Origin of the sequence: Paenibacillus faecis, from assembly GCF_008084145.1 — a bacterium.
In the GTDB taxonomy this organism is placed as follows: Bacteria; Bacillota; Bacilli; order Paenibacillales; family Paenibacillaceae; genus Fontibacillus; species Fontibacillus faecis.
The window spans coordinates 123198-145145 of record NZ_VSDO01000003.1 but is presented as its reverse complement, the minus strand read 5'-3'; the positions used below and the strand labels follow the sequence as shown (position 1 = coordinate 145145).

The window sequence follows — 21948 nt, the reverse complement described above, 5'->3', positions numbered from 1 at the left end:
CATTCTATAGTAGGCCCTCCGGCTAACGCTGGGTGGGTCTTTTTATTTTTTAACAATCAATTTAAGTATAATTTACCTATTTTCCTAAAATAATGGCACCCGCTGTCCGATAACAAACCTATACGACTTTTTGGACGGTTTCCGGTAAGTATCCAGCGGAAATCACGACATATTCACAAAGGAGAGATAAAATCATGCAACGCATCAAAAAGCCTTTCGTATGGTTCGTTCTGGCAGCTTTGATCGTCACCCTATTCCCGCCGGGCATAGTTCAAAAGGCGAGCGCCGCTGCGGCTGCGAACTATTTTCTTCCGGACGATGTCACGCTTAGAAACACTGCGTTTTTGACTTTGGAAGATACGCCTGACCAGATCGGAAAAGACCGTTCTAAGATGTATATCACTACGAGCCCTACAGTAGACTTTACGGGGACCTATTCCCACGTTACAGAAGAGTCACTGAGAGTAAAAGTAGAGCGATTGACGTTGAATTCCCAAACCAAGAAATGGGAAACCGACAGTTCGCAATTTAAAAACGGAAGTATTTCCCGAGACACGACTTCCACGGATTATTCGCAAAAGTTTAAAGTCTCTAAACTTTCCTTGTTTGCAGGCTATAACAAGATCACGCTCTCCGGTTCCCAGAACGGCATCACGCGTGAAGACACCTTCTATATTTTGTTTGACCAAGTGCCATATGTTCAAGACCTGAAGCTGCTTGGATCCAGCTATGGCACGATTTATTTGAACGAAGGGGCAGAAGTCGTCTCCGACCGGGACAACGTCTCGATTTCCGGGGAAGTAAAGAACGCCACCGAAGTAACGGTTAAAGTTAACGGTGGAACCGGACTTGTTACGACTTTAACCCAAACCGGCAAGTTTTTCTCGCCGTCGCTGAACCTGAGCCCGGGCCGGAACAAAATTGAAATTACGATTAAAAGCGGTGCGGATTCCGTTACTATTGATCGTTCGATTTATTATTTTGATAAAAACAAACCGTTCGATAGAATCGTATTGGATTATAACGGGCAAAGCTACGACGTAAATAATAAAGTGGCTGTAGTTACGGACAGCAAGACCCCGCCGGCTACGTCCACAGGGACTATTAAATTCTCGGTACTCCTGAACGACACGGGCAACCCTTTCGGTCCGCAAGGGACTGGAAAAGGTGCCGTTACGTTGACGGATGGGAACAATCCTACCGCTACTCCAGTAACGACGTTTACCGTTACCAATGAAACGGAAGTTCCGGCTCCGGACGGTACGACGAGAGCTTATAGAATCGTGGATATTGAAGTTCCGATTACGTTCTCTAACGGGGATCAAAAATTTAGCTTAAATCTGCAATATGACAATGTGTACACGACATTTGCAAATATTAACTTTAAGTACTTGCCTGGTGAGGCTTCCATCACCCATTTGAAGTATATGAAGGATAATTCCACCCCGCCGGCGGATATCACCACTTTGCCGGACTTGGACGGGACGGAAGCGGACAAAGATAATTTTTATATTTTGGTTGCGGCTGATCAAAGCTTCAACGCATCGGACTTGAAGGCCGTATACATGCCGAAGGGAGATACAGGTCCAACCTTGACACCTGCTGGGGGTTCAGGAAATCAGCAAGTTTTCAAGGTGTCTGGTTTCTCTAGCGGTAAACAGCAAGTGAAATTTTCGATCGGCAACTCAAACGCGTCGAAGACAGCAACGATTTCTTACGCTACGAAGAACTACATTTATGTTGAGGGCCTTTACGATGGCCAAGTAATTACGAAAGACTCGAGTAATTTAAACCTTAGTTTGGAAATTTCCGGGGAATATCGTGACTTTGAAAACTTGTCTAGTCCTCAGTTTTTTGTGAACGGGATTTCAAATGACAAGTTGGCCACACCGATTACGTTTAACCCAACGGTAAATAGCCCTACATTCAATTTTTCACTTCCCATTGATATCAGCGGACCTCTTTATTATGGGGAAAACCGCATTAAGTTTGTAGGCGTTTCGATGGATGGAAAAGGGAACTCCAGAAAGATTGTTAAAGAGCTGAGAATTTACATTCAAGATACAAACGTGTCGAATATTACGGTGTTCCGTCCGAAAGTTTTTGATCCGTCCGTAAACTTTGTTGGTTTGGATTTAACGGACACCAGTGGTGCGAACACTCAGTTAAATAGTATTTTGGCTGGTTCTCCCGAATTTAAATTAACGGGCGATAAATATGAGACGAGCGCGCAAAAATATGATCTGATCATTCAAGGGTCGGGTGCCAAAATTATCAATTTGCTGCGCGGTACTGAAAGTGTGTTCTCCTCCCAGACGGACGGAACCGGGCTGGATACCATTCTGACTAATACAACTATGACTAGCACACAACTTGTCACCGGCTCTATTGTCCGCAGTGGACAGCCGACCTTGCAATATGACCTGGCCGTATATAACGGTAAGTTTGTATTGCGCATCAAAGATATTTCACTGGATACTCTGGGAAGCCAGGTTTACAACCTCGAGTTGATTAACACCACAGGGGCGCGTACTTCGCAGCGACTGGAAGTCACCCGAGTGTTGGCGCCGTATCGTATTTTGTCTCCCGTTCCTACGGTTGGGGACCAGATCATCGTAAACAAAAACTTTGTCCGCTTCGATATTGAAGCCGAAGGTGCGACTAAGGTTATTATCGATAAAGGCGAAGCCATCAAACGGACGGATTTGCCGGATAACGCACCGGCACGGTTTATCTACGATTATGTTGGATTGAAACCGGACAAATCGACGAAGATCAAGATTCAAATTGTCCGCGGTCAAGAAACGCTCAATGAGACGATCGAAGTATACTACACCAGCGCCATTGCCGTGGATACGCAGTATATGACTGACAAGCCGGCAACCAAGTATAGTGCGTTTAATAAGGCGCTTGAGCTGTCGTTCCCTAAAGGTACGGTTTTGAAAACCGCAAATGTGCCTGAGGGTTCCGTTACGAAGTTTTATCCGGACAACAAGCTGCTGTTCGGGATTGCCGATCCTAAGACAGGCATCGTGGAACGCCGTAACGACTATGGCAATATTTTTAACATCGATAAAGACGCAAGAACGCCAAGCGGACAAGCAACGCTTACTTTGCCGGAAGACTTGGTGGAATTCTTCAACTCGACGGCAAAAACAAGCAACTTCACCCGTGTCTCGAACGTTTACTGGATTCATGGCGGGATCGGAGAAACCGGCAGTGGGGATACGTATAAACCGGCAACCAACGGCTTGCCGCCATATTCCATCTTGCCGCAATACTCGACTAACCAAAACTTCCGGGATGTTATGATTCGCGAGCCGGAAAGAAAGCTGGTTCCTTCGCAACGGGGAACATTGAAATTGCAGTTTGACAAAAACGTGGTGGATGAAGCGGGAACAACCGTTACGGTTTTCCGCTTTAACGAAAACTCGGAGTGGGAAAACCTTGGCGGTGCGGTAGATACCAAGAACAATACAGTTACCGTTCCTTTCGATGACTTCGGATATTATATGGTCATGAAGCAAAGCCGCGGTTTCAGCGATATCACGAGCCATCCATGGGGACGTAATATTCTGAATGCCTTGTATTCCAAAGGAATTATGTCGAACGTACAAGCGAATGCCTTCGGCGCCGATGACTTGACTACACGCGGGGAATTTGCGACGCTGCTGGTTAAAGGTTTGAATATTCCTTTGAACTATGATAATAAGGTACAAACTTATTTTGACGTGGTGCCGGGTGCAAAAACCGATACTTGGGAGTTCAAGTATATTGAGACGGCTTCCAGAGCGGGGATCATTACAGGGATCTCCGAAGGTTACTTCGGCGTGGAGGAGCCGGTCTCGAGAGAACAGGCTGCTCTGATGGTGGCCCGTGCGCTCAAGCTGAAGCTGGCCACAAATGATGATAAGCTGAATGCCGCGCTGTCTAAACAGTTCATGGATGCGGGCAAAATTGACCGCTATGCGCGTCCGGCTGTCCAAGCTGTATATAAAGCCAAAATTATGGATGGACAGAGCGTAACGACTCCGGGCAGCAAGAAAGCTTCTATTAACTTCAATCCGAAGAATAGCATGACGCGGGCGGAAGCCGGCAAAATTGCGGTAGAGCTGCTCAAGAAGAGCACGAAGATTTTCCCTAAAAACTTAAGCTAAACCACGAAGCTGAGAACCTGTCTATGGGAATATCACATAGACAGGTTTCTTTTTTCCAATTACATCATTTTGTAATTTGTTGGAGATTAAGATACAATAGTCAGAGTAATCGATATTTTTGCAAAAGGGTGAACTAATTCAGATGAAACCGATTTTATCGAAACCGCAGCTGGGCTACTCGAAAGCGAAGAGAAAGTTTGAGGATAGATCCAAGGTATTGGAGAAGAAAATTGAGGAGACGGCTAAGCTGCAGGAGGTAACCCAAGAGGTTATGGAGCAGCTTGTCATTGAGACCGGTTTCCACGATGCCTTTAATGATTTGCGGGCAGCGGAAGATGAACTCATCGAATGGTCGCACATGACCATGAAGCATGAGAAGACGTATAAAGACAACAAGCAGGCAATCGACGATATGTATGCAAAACTGAATACGGATCCGGCTATGCGTACACGTATTATCCAGTTGGCTATGCGTGTAAGATAATGCGCTTGAAAGGGTCTCCTTGTTAGAATTCAATAAGACGTCCATTTTGGACGTCTTATTTGCGTTTTTGTCTCATAAATTATGGGTATTGGTTATGGTAAATGTTGCTTGATGACTGGGATATTCAAGGATGTTATACTAATTTCCGTAAGGCGGAAGGACAAGAAAAAAGATGAAACAGAGGGGAACCTTAGCAAAGGTAACAATCCTGCAATTTTTTTTCGAAACACCGCAACTTTTTGAAACCCCGTGCGTTTAAGATGTAGAGCATTGACAATGATGACCTATTTAGACATTCCAACCTGTTCCTTTTGGGGAAACTTGTCTATCTATTAGAAAATTTAGCTTTACGGCACTAGGGACTCATTGTATAATGTTTAGGTAGGATTAGGAAACTAGTCTATTTCTACATTCTATTTTGTATGGTTATGTTTACAAGTTTCTGCGAGTTGATCGCAGACCTAATTTATAGGAAATCTGCTCAGGCTCTGGAAAGGGGGTGCAATGGCTAATGAGTAACACGAGCTATTCATTTAAAGAAAATTCTCATGCGATAGTTAATCAAGGAGGAGAAAAAAAGGTTATGAAGAAAATTTTATCCGTAGCTTTGTCTACAGCAATGGCATTCTCTATGTTTGCTACCGTAGCATTCGGTGCAGATGCTAATCTGTCTGACGAGCAAAAGTTTAGTGCATTGAAAGAAGCCGGTGTTATGACTGGTTTGCCTGATGGCAGCTCCAGCCTGGGGAAAGCTTTGACCAGAGCGGAATTGGCTAAAATCATCGTTAAAGCAATCGACTTGCAACCAGTAACTGGCGTTGCTTCTTACAAAGATAAGAACTACACAGCTAACCACTGGGCTGCTCCTTTCATCGAAGCCGCTACACAAGCCGGCATCATGAACGGTAAGGACGCAACTGCGAAATTGTTCGATCCTACTGGTAACGTAACTGTACAAGAACTTGCAAAAGTTCTGGTAACTGCCCTGAAACTGGAAGTTCCTTCCGACGCTAACAACACTGCTGACTCGTGGGCTAAAGGTTATGTAGCAGCTGCTGTAGAAAAAGGCTACCTGCCTGCAGGTATCAACTACCAAGCTAACGCTACTCGTTCCCAAGCTGTAGTTGCAGCTTATGCAATCTACCAAGCTAGACAAATCCCAACAGTTTCTTCTTACACAGTATCCGAAGCTGGTAAAGTTGTAGAATTCAAACTTTCCAACGACGAAACTGTAAAAGTAACTTTGGAGAAAGCTCTTGAGCCGAACAAAGAGACTGAAGTGAAATTCACTCACAATGGCCATGAGTACACTCACAAGGTGACTTACAAAACAACTGTTGCTCAAAAGGTAAGCAGCGTTACTTCCGACAACCTGAAACAAGTTGTTGTTAAATTCGATGGTACTGTAGATAAAGCTTCTGCAGAAACAAAAACTAACTACAAGATCGACGACGTAACCATCGATTCCGCTAAATTGTCCGAAGATAAAACATCAGTTACACTGTTGTTGACAGAAAATGGCGGCGACCTGGATAACAAACAAGAAACCGAGCTCGAAATCAACAATGTGAAAAATGAGGATGGTACTGTTACATTTAATACCAAAATCAAATTCACTCCTGCTGACGTAGCAGCTCCGACGGTTAAAGAAGTTGTTGGCTTGGGTACTAAAGCGTTCAAAGTTAAATTTAGCGAGCCAATCAAACAAGACCAAGCTACTATTTCCAGCAACTACGATATCGATGGAGGAACTGTAGGCGGATCTGTGGACTACATTTATCCGGATACCGTAATCATGAATGCCAACCTTTCCGTGGGCACTCATAAAGTAGCTATCAGCGATGTGGCTGATTTCTCGGGTCTGAAGGTTGCACCGGTTGAGCACAGCTTCGAAGTTGTAGAAGATACGAAAGCTCCTGAAATTGTTTCCGTTGAAACAAACGACTTGAAGGAACTGACAATCAAATTTAACGAAACAGTTAAGAGTGTAGATTCTGTTTATGTTAATACTTCTTCTAACGACGCTTCCAATATCGAATACAAGGATAACGAAATTAAAGTTACTCTTGACGACCCGATGAACTACGGCGAGAACACGGTATATGTGAAGGGCGTAAGAGACTACAGCGAAAATAAAGCTGATCGCGATGCGAAAGTAACTCCAACACTTGACACTATCCGTCCTACAGTAATCAAATCCGAACTTGAGAAGATCGACGGGGACTACAAAGTTACACTGACATTCAGTGAAGAAGTTCGCGAAGACGACGCTAAAGATTTGGATAACTATGTACTGAAAGATGCCGACGGTAAGGTAGTTAAAGATATTGATACTATTGACAAAGACGGAAACCCAACTTTGCCTGTTGACGTTACGGATTTGCCAGAAGACAACAAAGTAGTTGTTAACTTGGGTCCAGATCTTGAGAAAGATACCAAGTATCAACTGGAAGTTCGCGGTATCGGTGACACTGCTTATGTGAAGAACACAATGTTGCCGCAAACGATTGAACTCAATACTTCCAAAGCTAGCGATTCCGCGCTGGAGCAAGCTTGGGTTGATGGGGATAATCTGTACCTGCAATTCTCCAAAGACTTGGCTACAAGCGGTAACGGTGATGCACGTGATAAGAACAAGTACACGCTGTATGACACTGTAACTAAGAAGAGATATGTTTACAATGGCACAGTCAACATCTACAATGCGGATAGTGTTCGTTTGTATGCTGACAAATTCAAGGACTTCAAGGGCAAAGCAGCCGACTTGACTAGTAACTTTGAAATCGAAGTTGCTTACATTGCCGATAAGGATGGAGACTACATCAAGAACGCCAATGGCGGCTATGTACTTTCCACCGCAATCAAGGAATCCAAAGATCTGCTCAGAATTGTTACCGAGGATTCCGAAGTAGTTTCGACCGAAGAAGTTAAAATTAAATTTAACACGAAGGTTAACAGCTATAATAAGAACTACTTCCGTGTAGACGGTAAGACTGCTAATGATATCAGTATCAGCAGTGATAAAAAGACTCTTACCCTGAAATTCACTGGTAAGAACGAACTCAAGGCTGCTGGCCCGTATACTTTCGAAGTTACGAACAGCAACGCTGCTGTCGATGTTTACGGAAACAAAGTTGATGCTGATAAACCTTATACTGTGAAAGATAAAGTGAAGCCAAAAGAAGCTAGCAATACTTTCTCCGTACAAACGGCAACAGATGCAACTTATCTCTTGCTTGACGTTGCAACAACAGAAGAACTGGTAATTAAGAAGGACGGTAAGTTCACACCGGAATTTGTAAATGACCTCTTCACAGTTAAAGCAGATGATAAAGAACTTACTGTTACCAACGTAACTTATGGCAATACCAACAATGTTGTTCGCATTCAAGTTGCATTGCCATCTGCTGACTTCAGCTTTAATAGATTGAAACTTGAGTTTGACGGTGGTAAAGGCGCTATTCAAGATAAGTTTGAAAACGATTTGGAATTTAGCACATCCTTGTACTACAACAAGAAGTAATTTGTTTCAACATAAAAGCGGCCCCTTTTGGGGCTCGCTTTTTTTGTTGTAAATAAAAATAAAGAATTTAGTCATTTTCTCAAACTTTATTAAACTTTTTTTAAGGTTGTGCGTATATACTATAGATAGAAAAATACAACTGCATTTAGGAGGTTTGAACTTGAATAAAACCAAATGGATCGCTGCATCTTTGGCTGTCGCTACTTTAGTTGGAACAGCATCGATAAGTCCAATTTATGCGGCATCTAAAGCGACTAATGCACAAAAGCAAGCGGCTGTGAAGACGCTTAAAGACCTAAAAGGCGTAAATTTGGGGGCAAATAGTTCCGTCAAATTAAGCAATGTGAATATCCTAGCTCAGGATAATCAAAGTGTGTTAACTTACACCCTGACTTATTACAACAATGGGAGCAAAAGTTTATCGTTAGTTGATTATTGGACAAAGGTTAAAACCAAAACAGGCACAGTCTATAGTGCAACAGTCTTGAGCTCAGATAAAGACAAAAAAAAGGTGGTTCCCGGTTCCTCATTAAGTGTTACATATACGACGAAAATCGCTAAAGGGCTGAAATATAGTGATTTAAACTTTCAGGTCATAAAGTGGAATTTCAATGTTGCCAATTATGAGCAGATTCTTGGGACTATTAGTATTCCGTCTAATTACCTCGCCACAACACCGCTAAAAGGCACAGAGAAACTAACTTTGGGCAACTTGACAGCTTCGGCCTCCGTTAAATCGGTTAGTGTACTGAATCAAGGTAATTATAATTACGTGCACGTCGCTTTAAATCTCAAGAATACAAGTCCGCAATCTCTGGTTAATCCGGCGCTTAAGTATTTTGTACAAACCCAAAGCGGTACGCCGTTTGCACTGACTCCTGACGCTTCCAGCTCCAATGTGCAAATCCTGTCACAAGAGAACAAGACACTAAATCTAATTGCCAAACTGCCGAGTACAGTCAATTTAAATAATTTGCAGTTGGTGATATCCATGACGGATGAAACTGCAAAGAGTGAGCTTCCTGTAGCTTCCATGAATTTAGGCACGAAGCAAGGCCAGTCCTCGGTAACTGCAGCAAATCAGGAAAAAGTGTTGGATGTAGAGAATACTAATATAGCTACTAAATTGCTGAGCGTTACCCGGAATCAAAGTTTTGGTGAAAGTTCTCTTTCTATTCAGTTTTCAATAAAAAATAAAGGTGATCGCACAGTTACCTTGCCGGGATACCTATTCGAAATTCAAGCCGAAGGCAAATCCTACTCTCTGACTTCAAGCAACCTCGCGGAAATTACTTTGGAGCCGGATGAAGAAGAAATAGTTTCTGTGGATGGCTCGATTCCAGTTATTGCTAATTCCGAGAAGCTTCAGTTGGTTTTAAAGACACCAACCACAGCTGCTTCGAGCGGTGGGGGAGAAGGCACGGCAACACCAACAACCAGTGCTGCTACTTATCCAATCGCAATGTATAAACTGCCTAATTACGAGGAAATGCAGCATGCTTTGGGTCAAGAACGTACTGTAAAAAATAATGACGGTACATTTGGGGTAACTTTGAAAAGTGTTCAAACCCTTCCGTGGAATGACGGTAATCTGCTGACTTCTAAATTTACAATTGAGAACAAAGGAACTCAGGCTGCCAAGTTGCCTGATTTTGCCGGTGCCTATAAGCTCGATTTAACGGACTTGAATAGCACTGTGAATGTCGTGAGTACCAATAAGTCACAAGTACTGGGTGCTGGCGAAAAGGTAGATGTTTATGTAACAGCCAATGTTCCTGCAAGCTTGAAATTCTCGCAACTTCAAGTTCAGTTGTTGAAAAAAATCGGTACGGATAAAACATCCAGTTGGGTCATGTTCTCCAATTATGGAAAGACTAACGATCTAGACCTGGTAGCTGATGGGGCATTCTTTAATTTGAACACAGTTGGTAAGAAGGCTGACTTGCAAACACGGAAAACGTTCTTGTATAAAGGAACGACAAATGATGTGATTTATACTGAGCTCATTATGCGTAACCTGGAAGACAAGCAAAGCAACCTTTCGCGCCTAACGGGTTACTTCCGTACAAAAGATGGACAATACTATAAAGCAACTGCTAATCAAGTTACTCGTACGGTTGGACCTAAGTCTGCTAGCATTGTAACTTTCTCTGCTCAAATACCTAAAAATGCGGATGCCTCCAATTGGGACCTGGTAATCGGAGAAAGTATTTCGGAAAATAAATTTACAAGTACTGCAGAAGAGGCGGTTACAGGCTATGTGAACGCGTCGGCTATGGAGCTGAATGTCGGTAGCCGGGATCTTAAAACTTCGTTGCGGGATATCGATCTATTCCCGTACACTTTGAATATTGTAAATATCCAAGGGAAAACGGGTGGCTCAGGTCTGGAAGTACGCTTTAAGTATGAACTGAAACGTGACCTGACCTTTGAGATGGGCGAGTTCCAACATAAGTTCTTGTTGGAAGTTATGGACTCGAGCGGAGCCAAGTTTGAAAAGGAAATCGAACTTGAAAAGGATTTTGAATTAGCATCTAACAGGGAATATACCTTTGTTGTCAATGACCCTATTTTTACGAATTTCAGAAGTGGCTCATTCCAATTTTCTGTTTATGATCTCTATCAGGGAGTTAAAACTAAAATTGCTACTCAAGCAGTCGGCTATTCCGATACTGATCTTTAATCTAACTCAGAAACAAGGCCAAAGTCATAAACGACTTTGGCCTTGTTCCTTTCTCATTAAATGAATATGATAGAATCATCAAAGGAGAAATAGAGGAGGAGCAGCCATGAAGATAGCTTGGAAAGTAGCCGCGGCCGCTGTGGTGGTTGGCGGAGGAATATGGGCAGGTTCATTGATGAATTTAACGGCAGAAGGGGCCGGCGTGTCTACTCAACCGGGAACAGCTGATGATCCGGTCGTGACGAAGAGTTATGTGGATCAGGCGATCCAACAAGCCATAAAAGGCGGAGGGACAACTACGGCACCGACTACGCCGTCTACGACCAATCCGACAACACCGGCCAAGAATGAAGACAACGGTGCTAGTGCCGACGCCATCGAGATCGTCGAGGTGAAGCCAGGGAAGATCCTCATCGCCTCGGCAGGGGCAGAATTTATTGTGCGCTCGGGTAAAGCGGTGGTATACAGTGAAGATACCAGTGGTGTTGCGGATCTGACCGATGGCAAGGATATCGGCAACGGGGGGGCTGTGGCGAACAACCACTTGCTGTCTTTTCCGCGTGCGGGACGTGGTATTCAGGTTGCTGAGGGCAACAAGTACAACTTGACGGTCATGGTACGTGGGGGTTACTCGGTTAAGTAAGCAGTATAGAAAGTCATAAACCTGATACGCATGATTTTGCCAGATGTAACAAACATTAAAAGGGCTAAGCGAAGGGTTGGTGCACATACTATTCCTGTGAAAAAAATTCTGCAGGAGGTGCACCCCAAATGGCAAGAAGCAATCGTAAAATCGTACCGGAAAGCCGCCAAATGATCAATCAGATGAAATATGAAATTGCCGCGGAATTCGGACTTCCCGTTGCCACGGGTACTGGCTTGGCAGGTTCAGCGGATACTGAATTTGCCGGTGAGCTCGGCGCTTACGGCTCGGGCGGTTCAGGGGCGGAATGGAAATACATGACTTCCCGGGAAAACGGCTCGGTCGGCGGGGAAATTACGAAACGTCTTGTCGCTGAGGCGCAAAAACAGCTTCTTTTATAAAAACTGCGGACTTGTCCCTTATTTCTTTTGACATGACCTGGCAAATACGTTAATATGACTTTTGAGGATTGTCAATTCAACCTTTTCCGCTAAGGGAAAGGTTCATTTTTTGATTAGGGTCGATTTCACCCGATCGTTGATCCTCACGGATTCATCGGTATTATATTCAGTATTGGATACTTGGGCTTTTGCCATACTATCCAAAGGGGAGGTTGATTTTCATGTCCATCCAAGGGCGACACTTATTTACTTCCGAGTCCGTAACCGAAGGGCACCCGGATAAAATTTGCGACCAAATCTCCGATGCGGTTCTTGACGCATTCCTTGAGAACGATCCTTACGCTCGTGTGGCGTGCGAAGTTTCTGTCGCTACCGGGCTTGTCCTCGTAATCGGCGAAATCAGCACCAAATCGGAATATGTGGATATTCCGGCCATCGTGCGTAAAACGGTGAAAGAGATCGGGTATACCCGGGCCAAGTACGGGTTCGACTCCAACACTTGCGCTGTTTTGACATCGCTTAACGAGCAATCTGCGGATATTGCGCAAGGCGTTAATGCAGCACTGGAAAGCCGCGATCCGGCTCAAATGGACAAAGAAACCGAGAATATCGGTGCCGGCGACCAAGGCTTGATGTTCGGATTTGCTACGAATGAGACGCCGGAATTAATGCCGTTGCCGATCGCCTTGTCCCATCGTATCGCCCGCCGCCTTTCCGAGGTACGGAAGGATGGTACGCTGGATTACCTCCGTCCGGACGGTAAAACCCAGGTGACCATCGAGTACATCGATGGCAAACCGAAACGTGTGGACACGATTGTCGTATCCACGCAGCATGCCGAAGAAATCACCCTGGAGCAAATCCAGAAAGATATTAAAGAAAAAGTCATTCTCCCTGTCGTTCCGGCGGAATTGCTGGATGGGGAAACGAAATATTTCATTAACCCGACAGGCCGTTTTGTTATCGGCGGTCCGCAAGGCGACGCCGGTCTGACAGGCCGTAAAATTATTGTCGACACCTACGGTGGTTATGCGCGCCATGGCGGCGGTGCCTTCTCCGGGAAGGATCCGACCAAGGTTGACCGTTCGGCGGCTTATGCAGCCCGGTACGTGGCCAAAAACCTCGTTGCCGCCGGCTTGGCCGATAAAGTGGAAATTCAACTCGCCTACGCGATTGGCGTAGCCAACCCGGTCTCCATTAACGTAGACACGTATGGAACAGGGAAGATTGCGGAAGAGAAGCTGGTTGAGCTGGTTCGCGAAAACTTTGATCTTCGTCCGGCGGGCATTATTCGGATGCTGGATCTCCGTCGTCCGATTTACCGTCAAACCGCGGCATACGGTCACTTCGGCCGTACGGATATCGACCTTCCTTGGGAACGCGTCGACAAGGCTGAGGCTTTGAAAGCTCAAGCTGGTATCTAAGAAAAACACATACAGGGTATCTTGCTCCGTTTGGAGGTAAGATATCCTGTTTTTTATTTTGAAAATAACCCTTTCCACGGATTCCCTAAACTTCGCCCCCTCATCTGCCGTTAATAAATATAGGTATGCGCTTTATGGCCTATGGCGTGAAATGATACATAAGCGATGCAGGTGAAAGGGGAATTTTGACGAATGAAACGAAAAGTATCGGCATTTTTGGCCATCTTTATGGTCATCAATCTGTTAAACGCTTGGGGAAGCTTGTCGGTTTCGGCGGCCATCTCTCCGACGGATTTGGTCAGTTCAAGCCCGGCTAACGGGGAGAGCAACGTACCTGTCAGTACCAAAATCACGATGCGGTTTAACCAGAAGGTCACCTCGAATGGGGCGATCTGGTTAACGAAAAGCGGCACCACCAGTTCGGAAAGAATCAACGCTACCGTTACTTCGGCAACGTATGAGGTGCAGTTTTCTCCCTCACGACAGCTTGATTACAACACGCAGTATACGGTAGAAGTGCCTAGAGGTACCTTTGTCGGAGAAGACGGTACGATGAATGAGGTGAAGAACTGGACCTTTAGAACGGTCGCCGGAAGCACAAGTTCGATTACGGTGTCTTCTTTTTATCCATCTGCCGGGAGCACGAATGTCAGTGTGAATGTCCAGCCGAGCATACAGTTCAATAAAAATGTAAAGCTGAATACTTCGCAGGGGGGGCTTACGCTTCGCAAATCCAGCAACTCCTACTCCGTTCCGATTAATGTGACATCCAACGGTTACAATACGATCACGATCAAGCCGAAATCCGCACTGGAGTCGGGAACGACTTATTATGTGGAAGCTGACCGCAATGGCATTATGGACGCTAGTGATAGTTCCAAATACTTTGAAGGTTTCTCAGGCAGCAGCCGTTGGTACTTTACTACGGCATCTGATAACGATAAAACGGCACCGGTTCTCCAGAATGCTTCGATGTATAACAATACACGAATCCGTTTGCAGTACAATGAAAGGCTCGATTCCTCCATATATATTTCAGACGATAGTTTTACGGTAACCGTAAATGGGGAAAGCCGTAAGGTTGATGACGTCTCTGTTTCGGGAGAGTATGTGTACGTGGAGTTAAGAACCGGGGTAGCGGTAGGGCAGGACGTTAAAATTAGTTATACCGGACAGTCGATTAGGGACCGTTCGGGGAATGCCGCTGCGACTTTCTCCAGCCGTGTGGTTACCAATGGGATTGATTCGGTGAGTCCAAAGCCAAGCGACGGTAGAGCTAGCGGAAATACAGTAACTTTGTACTTTACCGAAACATTAAAAAGTCCATCGAGCAGTGCGTATCAGCAATTCACGATAATGGCAGACGGCAAGGCAAAGAGCATTAGCAGGTTAGCACACAGTGGATCGACCATTACGCTTTACCTATCCGATTCCATTTCCAACGGTGAAGTCGTAAAAGTCTCTTATAAACCCGGCTCGTATCCGTTGCAGGATTACAGAGGCATGGAAATTGCCGGATTCAATGATTACTTTGTACGCAATACTTATGATTCCGTGGCACCCGTATTTCAGAGTGCGCAAGGCTCCGATAGAACCATTATTTTAAACTATAATGAGGCTTTAAGAACAACCCAATTACCTTTAAAAAGCCAGTTCTCGGTGCTGGTTAATAATGCGCCAGTATATGTAAATGCTGTGGAAATTAAGAATAATCAGGTTATTCTCACTTTAGCTTCCTCTTTTACACAGTCACAAGCGGTAACCGTCTCCTACGTAGCTGACGGCAGTGACGGGATTGCCGATCTGAACGGAAATCTGGCGGGTTACATTAATCTGCAGCCTGTCACCTATACGTCGGTAGCCGAGGGGGTACGTTCCGCCACAGTGACGGGTGACACATTGACGATCACCTATAACAACACGCTGCGGGGGATGTCTTACCTCCCGGTGAATCAATTTAATGTATTCGTGGACAAGGTTAGCGTAGGTATCAAATCCGCTACGATTAGCGGGAACACCGTCGTACTGAAACTGGCATCGCCTGTAACGGCCGGGCAGGTAGTTACGCTGTCTTATTTGACGGGGGCGGCTCCGCTTTACGATACGCTTGGCAATCAACTGAAAAGCTTTAACAACATAGCGGTACAAAATACGGCGGGGGGCCAAACGAATCCAAATGGACAGACCCCGACGACGCCAACCTCCCAACCGGAGTATCTCACGAACATGTCGAATGTCGATTTTGGCGTGGGCGGGTACTTGTTGAATATCAGCGCGGCTCAAGCGGCGGACAGCCGTTCCAAATTCGGCCAGGGGATCAAAAAATATACGATCGATACGGTGAAGCTGCAGAATGCATACAAATACCTAACGGCGAGCAACGCGGCGACAAAACGGATCGTGTTCGAGGTGCCTTCCACCGAAAAGGCGGCTGAGGTGATTGTTCCTGTAACCGCCCTGATGGACATGTACAGCAGCGGTAAAACCGGTAACTTTGCGGTGAAATACAATTCGGTAATGTATGATCTGCCCATCGAGAAAATCCCTTATATGGAGATCTCGAGATCCTTGAATGTATCGGCGCTAACCTCCGCATTTATCACCATACAGTTGGAGCCGGTAACGAAGGTTCAGATGCCGACGTTGAACTATAGTAATGGGGTTACGACAACGCCTTTGATCGACCCGATTCAAATCGGTGTGACGGTGTTTAGCGACACGGCAGCGCAAAACGCAGTCGAGTTGAATACGACCGGAACCATTTACATGAAAGCACCCAACACAACGGCCAGCAATCAAACGTTCCTGGCTCAATACGAGCTGTTAAGCAGAACAGCCTCTTTCGTACCTTCGAGTGTCAAGGGGGCCGGAAACGCGTTTATATTCAGCGGAAAGATCAACGGAAGCAAAGCGGTTGGGCCCGCGGCGGGCTACAGTTACTTTACGGATACCCTGAAGCATTGGGCGAGTAAAGATATTACGGAGCTTGCGAGCAAGCTGATCATCGATACCCGTTCGGGAACCAAATTTGAACCCGACAAAAACATCACCCGCGCCGAGTTTGCCGTGTTCATCGCTAAAGGGCTCGGGCTGACCCCGGACGCCTCAAATGCACGCCGGTTCTCCGACGTCGCGTCGGGAAGCGCGGTAGCAGGGTACATTGGCGCGGCGGCGAAAGCGGGAATTATCAACGGAACACCCGATGGGACGTTTAAACCGGGAAGCCCGATCACCCGGGAGCAGATGGCTTTGATGATGGTACGGGCGATGGAGTATGCCGGACAGGATACGAGCCTGGGTACTTCTGCCGCGCAGGTGCTCGGCCGCTTTAAAGATAACTCGAAGATCCAGTCCAAGGAAACGGTGGCCAAAGCGGTCAAGGCGGGCATTATCCAGGGCGTTAACGCCTATACGTTCCAGCCTAAGGGGAATGCAACCCGTGCCCAAGCTGCAGTAATGGTTAAGCGGGTTTTGAACAATTTGAACTACCTGTAAAAATATGTGCAGACCCATGCTATGCGGCCTGCTCTCTTTCTCGGAGAGTGGGCTGTTTCTTTTTGGAAATAGAAATTTTCGCCAAATCTCATGAAATTTGCTTTTTTTCGTAACTTTTCCGCCCGATTGTAGTCTATTAAATAGGTGGAAGATTCCCGGGGAGGTCTCCGGATCATAGATAGCACACAAAAGATGGGAGAGTAGCAAAATAAAATGGTAGTTCGTAGAGAAGAAACCGGAAAGAAGACGAAACGGGTTCAATTGGCTGCAAATCGGGGGAAAAAGTGGATTCTAGTTTCGTTGGCGGGGCTGATCTGGATTCAGCCGGTCGTGTTGCCCGAGTTGTTCGGGGGTTCGGCATCGACGATTCATGCGGCGGCCAGCCAGGCCACCCGTTTGGGAGAGGAAATCGTTACGTCCGGAGCGAAGCTCGTAAAATATCGTTACACGACTACACGTTCGGGGAAGCAGGTCAATGTGCTGGCCGACGTAGTCGAAGTAGATTTAAGTAACCCGTACGTCCAATTGGATGTGATGACGGGCAAGGGAGGCCAATTGACGACCCGGCAAGCCGTGGAAGGCATGGCCAAGGAAACCGGCGCCGTTGCCGGTGTGAACGGGGACTTCTTTGCCACCGGGGGACAAGGGGTACCGATGGGCGCCGCCGTTTCCAAAGGCACGCTGGTGACCAGTCCGGCACAGCTTACGGGGATGTTTGCTTTTGGAGTAAAAAGCGACAATACGCCGGTCATCGATCGTTACGGCTTCAGCGGCACCATCCTGGCCGAAGACGGCTCGACGTTCCCGCTGGCGGGGATAAACCAGGAGTCCTATACAACGGAGCCGGAGAAGGCTTACAGCCATGTGAACAAGATGTTTATCTACACCAGCGCCTGGAAATCCGAAGACCGTCCGAAAGGGAGCGGAACGACACCGACAGAGGTGCTGGTTCAGGGCGGAGTTGTCCAGCAAATTTCTTCTCAGTCGGCAATTCCCGGTCCGGTTCCGGCGGACGGGTATATTTTGCGTGCGCATGGTCTAGCGGCAGATTACATATCCGCTCATCTTGCGGTTGGGCAGCGGGTGGAAACGACGTACCAGTTGGTTTCCCAAACGAGCGGGCAGGAGATCAACCCTTCCGATTTCAAAATGATGATCGGGGGTCATACGCTTCTGGTTGATCAGGGGAAGGCTTCCTCGTTCACCCGCTCGACGACCTCGATCAGCGGAGGCAGTTCCGTGGCCCGGACGGCGGTAGGTTACTCGCAAGACGGGAAGAAGGCCTACATTATCACGGCCGAGAAGAACAGCGACAGTCCCGGGATGACCTTAAAGGAACTGCAAAGCTTTATGACTTCGATCGGGGTCTGGAAAGGGCTAAACCTCGACGGCGGGGGGTCGACGACGATGGTTACGCGTCCGCTCGCGGAGACGGAAGCCGAACTGACCTTTACGACCTCCAACGGGTCGGCGGGTCAACGGGCCGTGGCCAATGGACTCGGCGTGTTCACGATAGCTCCCCAGGGAACGCTCAAAGGACTGCGGGTTAGCGGAGCATCGACATTGCTGATCGGGCAGACGGTGTCTTTTACCTTGAAGGGCTATGACAACTATTACAACCCGATCGATACGTCGGGCGTTCAAGCCACCTGGAAGTCGAGCAACGGGAATGTGGCGTGGACCGGATCGGGCTTCAAGGGCGTGAAAGCGGGCACCGCGAAAATTACGGCGGTAAGCGGTGAGGCCAAGAGCAGCATGGACGTGACCGTGCTCGGCGGCAGCGATCTGGACGGCTTGACGCCGGTAACGACGTTTGCGCCATTGGAAGCCGGGGCAACCGTATCTGTACCGGTGACCGCCAAATTGAAAAACGGGCGCACCGTTGAAGTGCCGAATGAGGCGGTGAAGTGGGTATTCTCCGGCATGAAGGCAAGCGTGCAAAATGGAGTTCTGACGGTGCAATCCATTAACAACGGAGCGAAGGTAGCTTACGCCACGCCGAAATATGACGGATTCAGCGGCACGCCGATCGTGCTGTCCTCTTCCGAAGAGCAGGTATGGGAAAGCTTTGAAAACGCGAGCTATCCGGTATCCTTCACAGGGTTGCCGGCGGAGGCCAAAGGAACGGCAGCAATCGTGCAGGGCACTGGAGAGCGCTCCAACTCCAAGGTGCTTCAACTGGATTATGACCTCACCGGAGGAACCGGCAATAAATTCGGTTACGCCCAGATCAATGGAACCGCAGGCAAAGCCATTCCTGAAGGGGCCACTTCGATGGCGATCGACGTTCTCGGGGATTCGAGTCTGAACTGGCTGCGGGCCGAGTTTGCCGGAGCGGACGGAAAGAGCGTTTATGTGGATCTTGCGCGGCCGCTCGACTTCACCGGTTGGAAGACGTTGACGATCGATCTGACCGCGAGCGGACTGAAACACCCGGCCAAGCTGAAACGGCTTTATGTGGTCAATCTGGAGGACGGTCAGGATGAGCGCGCTTTGACGGGCAGCGTATCTTTTGACAATATCCGGTTTACCGCGCCGGCGACGGGCGGGAATGCGGCTTTGGATACCGGCCTGCCGAGCGCTAAGGTGATCATGACGGCAGGACAGAAATCGATGACCGTAAACGGACAAAAACAAAATATGGACGTGGCTCCGCTTATAAAGGACGGAACGACGTATATCCCGATCAAGTATGTGGTGGATGCTTTTGGCGGGGAAGCGGCGTGGAACAAAACGGCGGGGAAAATCACCGTGACGCGCGGGACCAGCGTGCTGGAGTTAACCGTGGGCAAGAAGGAATTCATCCTTAACGGAGCGACGAAAAAGGCCGAGGTTTCTCCGATTATTGACAATAATAGGACTTTAGTCCCGCTACGGTTGGTATCGGAGCAGCTAGGGATATCCGTAAATTGGGAAAAGAAAACCAAATCCATTACCCTTGAATCATGATATGATAAGTTCGGAGTATACGGACACAGGAAATGGAGAAGGGTGAAGTGGCAGACTATCAAGCTGATGCAATTGACCGCGTTATTAAAAACGCCGTAGGCGTTATGGAAAATAGCAAGCTGCAGATCCTTGAAATTTTGGACGCAGCGCGGAATGAGCTGAAGACGCTCAACAATGAGTTGCAGCAGGTCGTTAAAGAAACCGCAGAGACCGTGGAAAAGGTCGACCAACTGGAAATCAATTACCGACGTTCCCGCATCCGGCTGACGGAAGTCAGCCGGGATTTTGTGCGGTACAAGGAAGAAGACATCAAGCAGGCGTATGAGAAGGCCACCCAGCTACAGTTGGATCTTTTGATTTACCGGGAAAAAGAAATGTATCTGAAGGCGCGCAGGGACGAACTTCAGAAGCGGGCGAGAAATGTCGAAAAATCCGTGGAACGGGCGGAAACCGTCAGTTCGCAAATGGGCGTTGTCTTGGAATACCTGTCAGGCGAACTAGGTCAAGTGACCCGGATTTTGGAATCCGCCAAAAACCGTCAGATGATCGGTTTAAAGATTATTTTGGCGCAAGAAGAAGAAAGAAAGCGGATCTCGCGGGAGATTCATGACGGGCCGGCTCAGCTTTTGGCGAATCTAGTTCTTAGGACGGAAATTGTGGAAAGAATGCTTGCCAAGCAGGAATTTAAGATGGTACAGGACGAAATAGTAGACTTGAAGAGTCAAGTCCGTTCCAGTCTGGAAGAAATGCGGAAAGTCATTTTTAATTTGCGTCCCATGGCTTTAGATGACCTAGGTTTGATTCCGACTTTGCGCAAGTATGTACATGATTTCGAAGAGAAGACCAAAATTAGAACGACCTTCGAAACAAGAGGGAAAGAACATCGCATGTCTTCACCCATGGAAGCGGCGGTATTCAGACTGGTTCAGGAAGCTCTCACCAATGCAGCCAAGCATGCCTTTCCTACCTATGTTGGCGTCGATATCACCTATCAGGCTCAAATGGTCAAAATCGTGGTTCAGGACAATGGACTGGGATTCAAGGTTGACCAGTTGGAGCAGAAGACAAAGGAGCACACCCATTTTGGTCTGATCGGGATGCGGGAACGGGTAGAATTGCTGGAAGGAAGAATGGAAATAGAGTCGACAGCGAATATAGGCACCAAAATCATTATCCACATTCCGACAAATGCAGAGAAGAGAAAGGAGTACCAGGATGGATAACCTTGTTACTAACAGTAGACAAACAATTAAAGTTCTCTTGGCTGACGATCACCAGCTGTTTCGCGAGGGATTGAAACGGATTTTGAATATGGAGGAAGATATCGAGGTCGTGGGGGAATGCGGTGACGGCTCACAGGTTCTGGAGTGCTGCCACCAGCTCGAACCGGAGATCGTACTCATGGACATCAACATGCCGCTCTTGAACGGAGTGGATGCGACGGCCGAGCTTCGCGATGCGCTTCCGGAGGTAAAGGTCATTATTTTATCGATTCATGATGATGAAAGTTATGTATTTGAAACCCTGCGCAAAGGGGCGACCGGTTATTTGCTGAAGGATATGGAGGCCGAGTCGCTGATCAACGCGATCCGCACGGTGGCGGAGGGCAACGCCTTCATTCATCCGAAGGTAACGGGCAAATTGATTCAACAGCTTCGCCGTATGGAATATTTGAGCGAAACCGGCGCCATTGCGGAAGATCATGCGATTCGCGAAGCCGGGGTCAAATTCGTGGCCGGTGAAGATAATCCGTTAACGCGCCGCGAAGCGGAAGTGCTTCGGTTAATGGCGGAAGGACGCAGCAACAAGATGATCGGAGAACACTTGTTTATCAGTGAGAAAACGGTCAAAAACCATGTCAGCAGCATTCTGCAAAAAATGGATGTCGACGACCGGACGCAAGCCGTTATCAACGCCATTAAATTCGGCTGGGTAACCCTGTAAAGGAACTGACAAGCAGGCCGTACAGCACGAATTAGGGATCTTTTGCGGTCTAGTGTTCCAAATTTTGTTGGAACATGAAATAAGAGGACGCCCTCTTGTTCTAAAAAATTTTAGAGTAAGAGGGTTTGCCGGGGCGCATACATAAGATTAAAATTGTTAATATAGCTTAACGAGCAAAACGCGTTTGGAACCGTCTTCCTTGGTGCGGCATATATTGTCGCTATATAGGGGTGTTCGGCAGCGGT

General features: G+C 47.1%; 11 protein-coding genes. All 11 read left to right on the top strand.

Annotation, left to right across the window (positions count from 1 at the left end):
* The first annotated feature begins 194 nt into the window (after window positions 1-194).
* The 11 genes from FRY98_RS14180 to FRY98_RS14130 all read left to right on the top strand — a co-directional run bounded on the left by FRY98_RS14180 (window position 195) and on the right by FRY98_RS14130 (window position 21703).
* Complete coding sequence (locus FRY98_RS14180) at window positions 195-4157, top strand: S-layer homology domain-containing protein (RefSeq protein WP_148452961.1); 3963 nt, start codon at window positions 195-197, stop codon at window positions 4155-4157.
* A 142-nt stretch (window positions 4158-4299) separates the two neighbouring features.
* On the top strand, window positions 4300-4641 hold the full coding sequence (locus FRY98_RS14175; RefSeq protein ID WP_148452958.1) for a hypothetical protein: 342 nt from the start codon (window positions 4300-4302) through the stop codon (window positions 4639-4641).
* A gap of 511 nt (window positions 4642-5152) precedes the next feature.
* On the top strand, window positions 5153-8164 hold the full coding sequence (locus FRY98_RS14170; protein ID WP_148452956.1) for an S-layer homology domain-containing protein: 3012 nt from the start codon (window positions 5153-5155) through the stop codon (window positions 8162-8164).
* Window positions 8165-8324: 160 nt separating this feature from the next.
* Complete coding sequence (locus tag FRY98_RS14165) at window positions 8325-10847, top strand: hypothetical protein (RefSeq protein ID WP_148452954.1); 2523 nt, start codon at window positions 8325-8327, stop codon at window positions 10845-10847.
* A gap of 106 nt (window positions 10848-10953) precedes the next feature.
* Window positions 10954-11490 carry a hypothetical protein gene (locus tag FRY98_RS14160; RefSeq protein ID WP_148452952.1) on the top strand — a complete coding sequence of 179 codons (537 nt, stop codon included), beginning with the start codon at window positions 10954-10956 and terminating at the stop codon, window positions 11488-11490.
* 128 nt (window positions 11491-11618) lie between these two features.
* Window positions 11619-11891: an alpha/beta-type small acid-soluble spore protein gene (locus FRY98_RS14155; RefSeq protein ID WP_148452950.1), complete on the top strand. Its 273-nt coding sequence runs from the start codon at window positions 11619-11621 to the stop codon at window positions 11889-11891.
* A 221-nt stretch (window positions 11892-12112) separates the two neighbouring features.
* Window positions 12113-13315, top strand: a complete 1203-nt coding sequence (gene metK, locus FRY98_RS14150) for a methionine adenosyltransferase (RefSeq protein ID WP_148452948.1) — start codon at window positions 12113-12115, stop codon at window positions 13313-13315.
* A gap of 192 nt (window positions 13316-13507) precedes the next feature.
* Entirely contained in the window at window positions 13508-16810 is a 3303-nt protein-coding gene (locus FRY98_RS14145; protein ID WP_148452946.1) for a SwmB domain-containing protein, read from the top strand.
* A gap of 213 nt (window positions 16811-17023) precedes the next feature.
* On the top strand, window positions 17024-19759 hold the full coding sequence (locus tag FRY98_RS14140) for a stalk domain-containing protein (RefSeq protein ID WP_148452944.1): 2736 nt from the start codon (window positions 17024-17026) through the stop codon (window positions 19757-19759).
* 47 nt (window positions 19760-19806) lie between these two features.
* Window positions 19807-20982 carry a sensor histidine kinase gene (locus FRY98_RS14135; RefSeq protein WP_225039318.1) on the top strand — a complete coding sequence of 392 codons (1176 nt, stop codon included), beginning with the start codon at window positions 19807-19809 and terminating at the stop codon, window positions 20980-20982.
* Entirely contained in the window at window positions 20975-21703 is a 729-nt protein-coding gene (locus FRY98_RS14130) for a response regulator (RefSeq protein WP_148452939.1), read from the top strand. The genes FRY98_RS14135 and FRY98_RS14130 overlap by 8 nt, the downstream gene beginning before the upstream one ends.
* Window positions 21704-21948: the final 245 nt, after the last annotated feature.

What these genes read in the sequence shown, in the direction of transcription:
- FRY98_RS14160 (WP_148452952.1), top strand. Translation starts at nt 10,954, where the DNA reads ATGAAGATAGCTTGGAAAGTAGCCGCGGCCGCTGTGGTGGTTGGCGGA.
- FRY98_RS14180 (WP_148452961.1), top strand. Translation starts at nt 195, where the DNA reads ATGCAACGCATCAAAAAGCCTTTCGTATGGTTCGTTCTGGCAGCTTTG.
- metK (WP_148452948.1), top strand. Translation starts at nt 12,113, where the DNA reads ATGTCCATCCAAGGGCGACACTTATTTACTTCCGAGTCCGTAACCGAA.
- FRY98_RS14140 (WP_148452944.1), top strand. Translation starts at nt 17,024, where the DNA reads ATGGTAGTTCGTAGAGAAGAAACCGGAAAGAAGACGAAACGGGTTCAA.
- FRY98_RS14155 (WP_148452950.1), top strand. Translation starts at nt 11,619, where the DNA reads ATGGCAAGAAGCAATCGTAAAATCGTACCGGAAAGCCGCCAAATGATC.
- FRY98_RS14145 (WP_148452946.1), top strand. Translation starts at nt 13,508, where the DNA reads ATGAAACGAAAAGTATCGGCATTTTTGGCCATCTTTATGGTCATCAAT.
- FRY98_RS14175 (WP_148452958.1), top strand. Translation starts at nt 4,300, where the DNA reads ATGAAACCGATTTTATCGAAACCGCAGCTGGGCTACTCGAAAGCGAAG.
- FRY98_RS14170 (WP_148452956.1), top strand. Translation starts at nt 5,153, where the DNA reads ATGAGTAACACGAGCTATTCATTTAAAGAAAATTCTCATGCGATAGTT.
- FRY98_RS14130 (WP_148452939.1), top strand. Translation starts at nt 20,975, where the DNA reads ATGGATAACCTTGTTACTAACAGTAGACAAACAATTAAAGTTCTCTTG.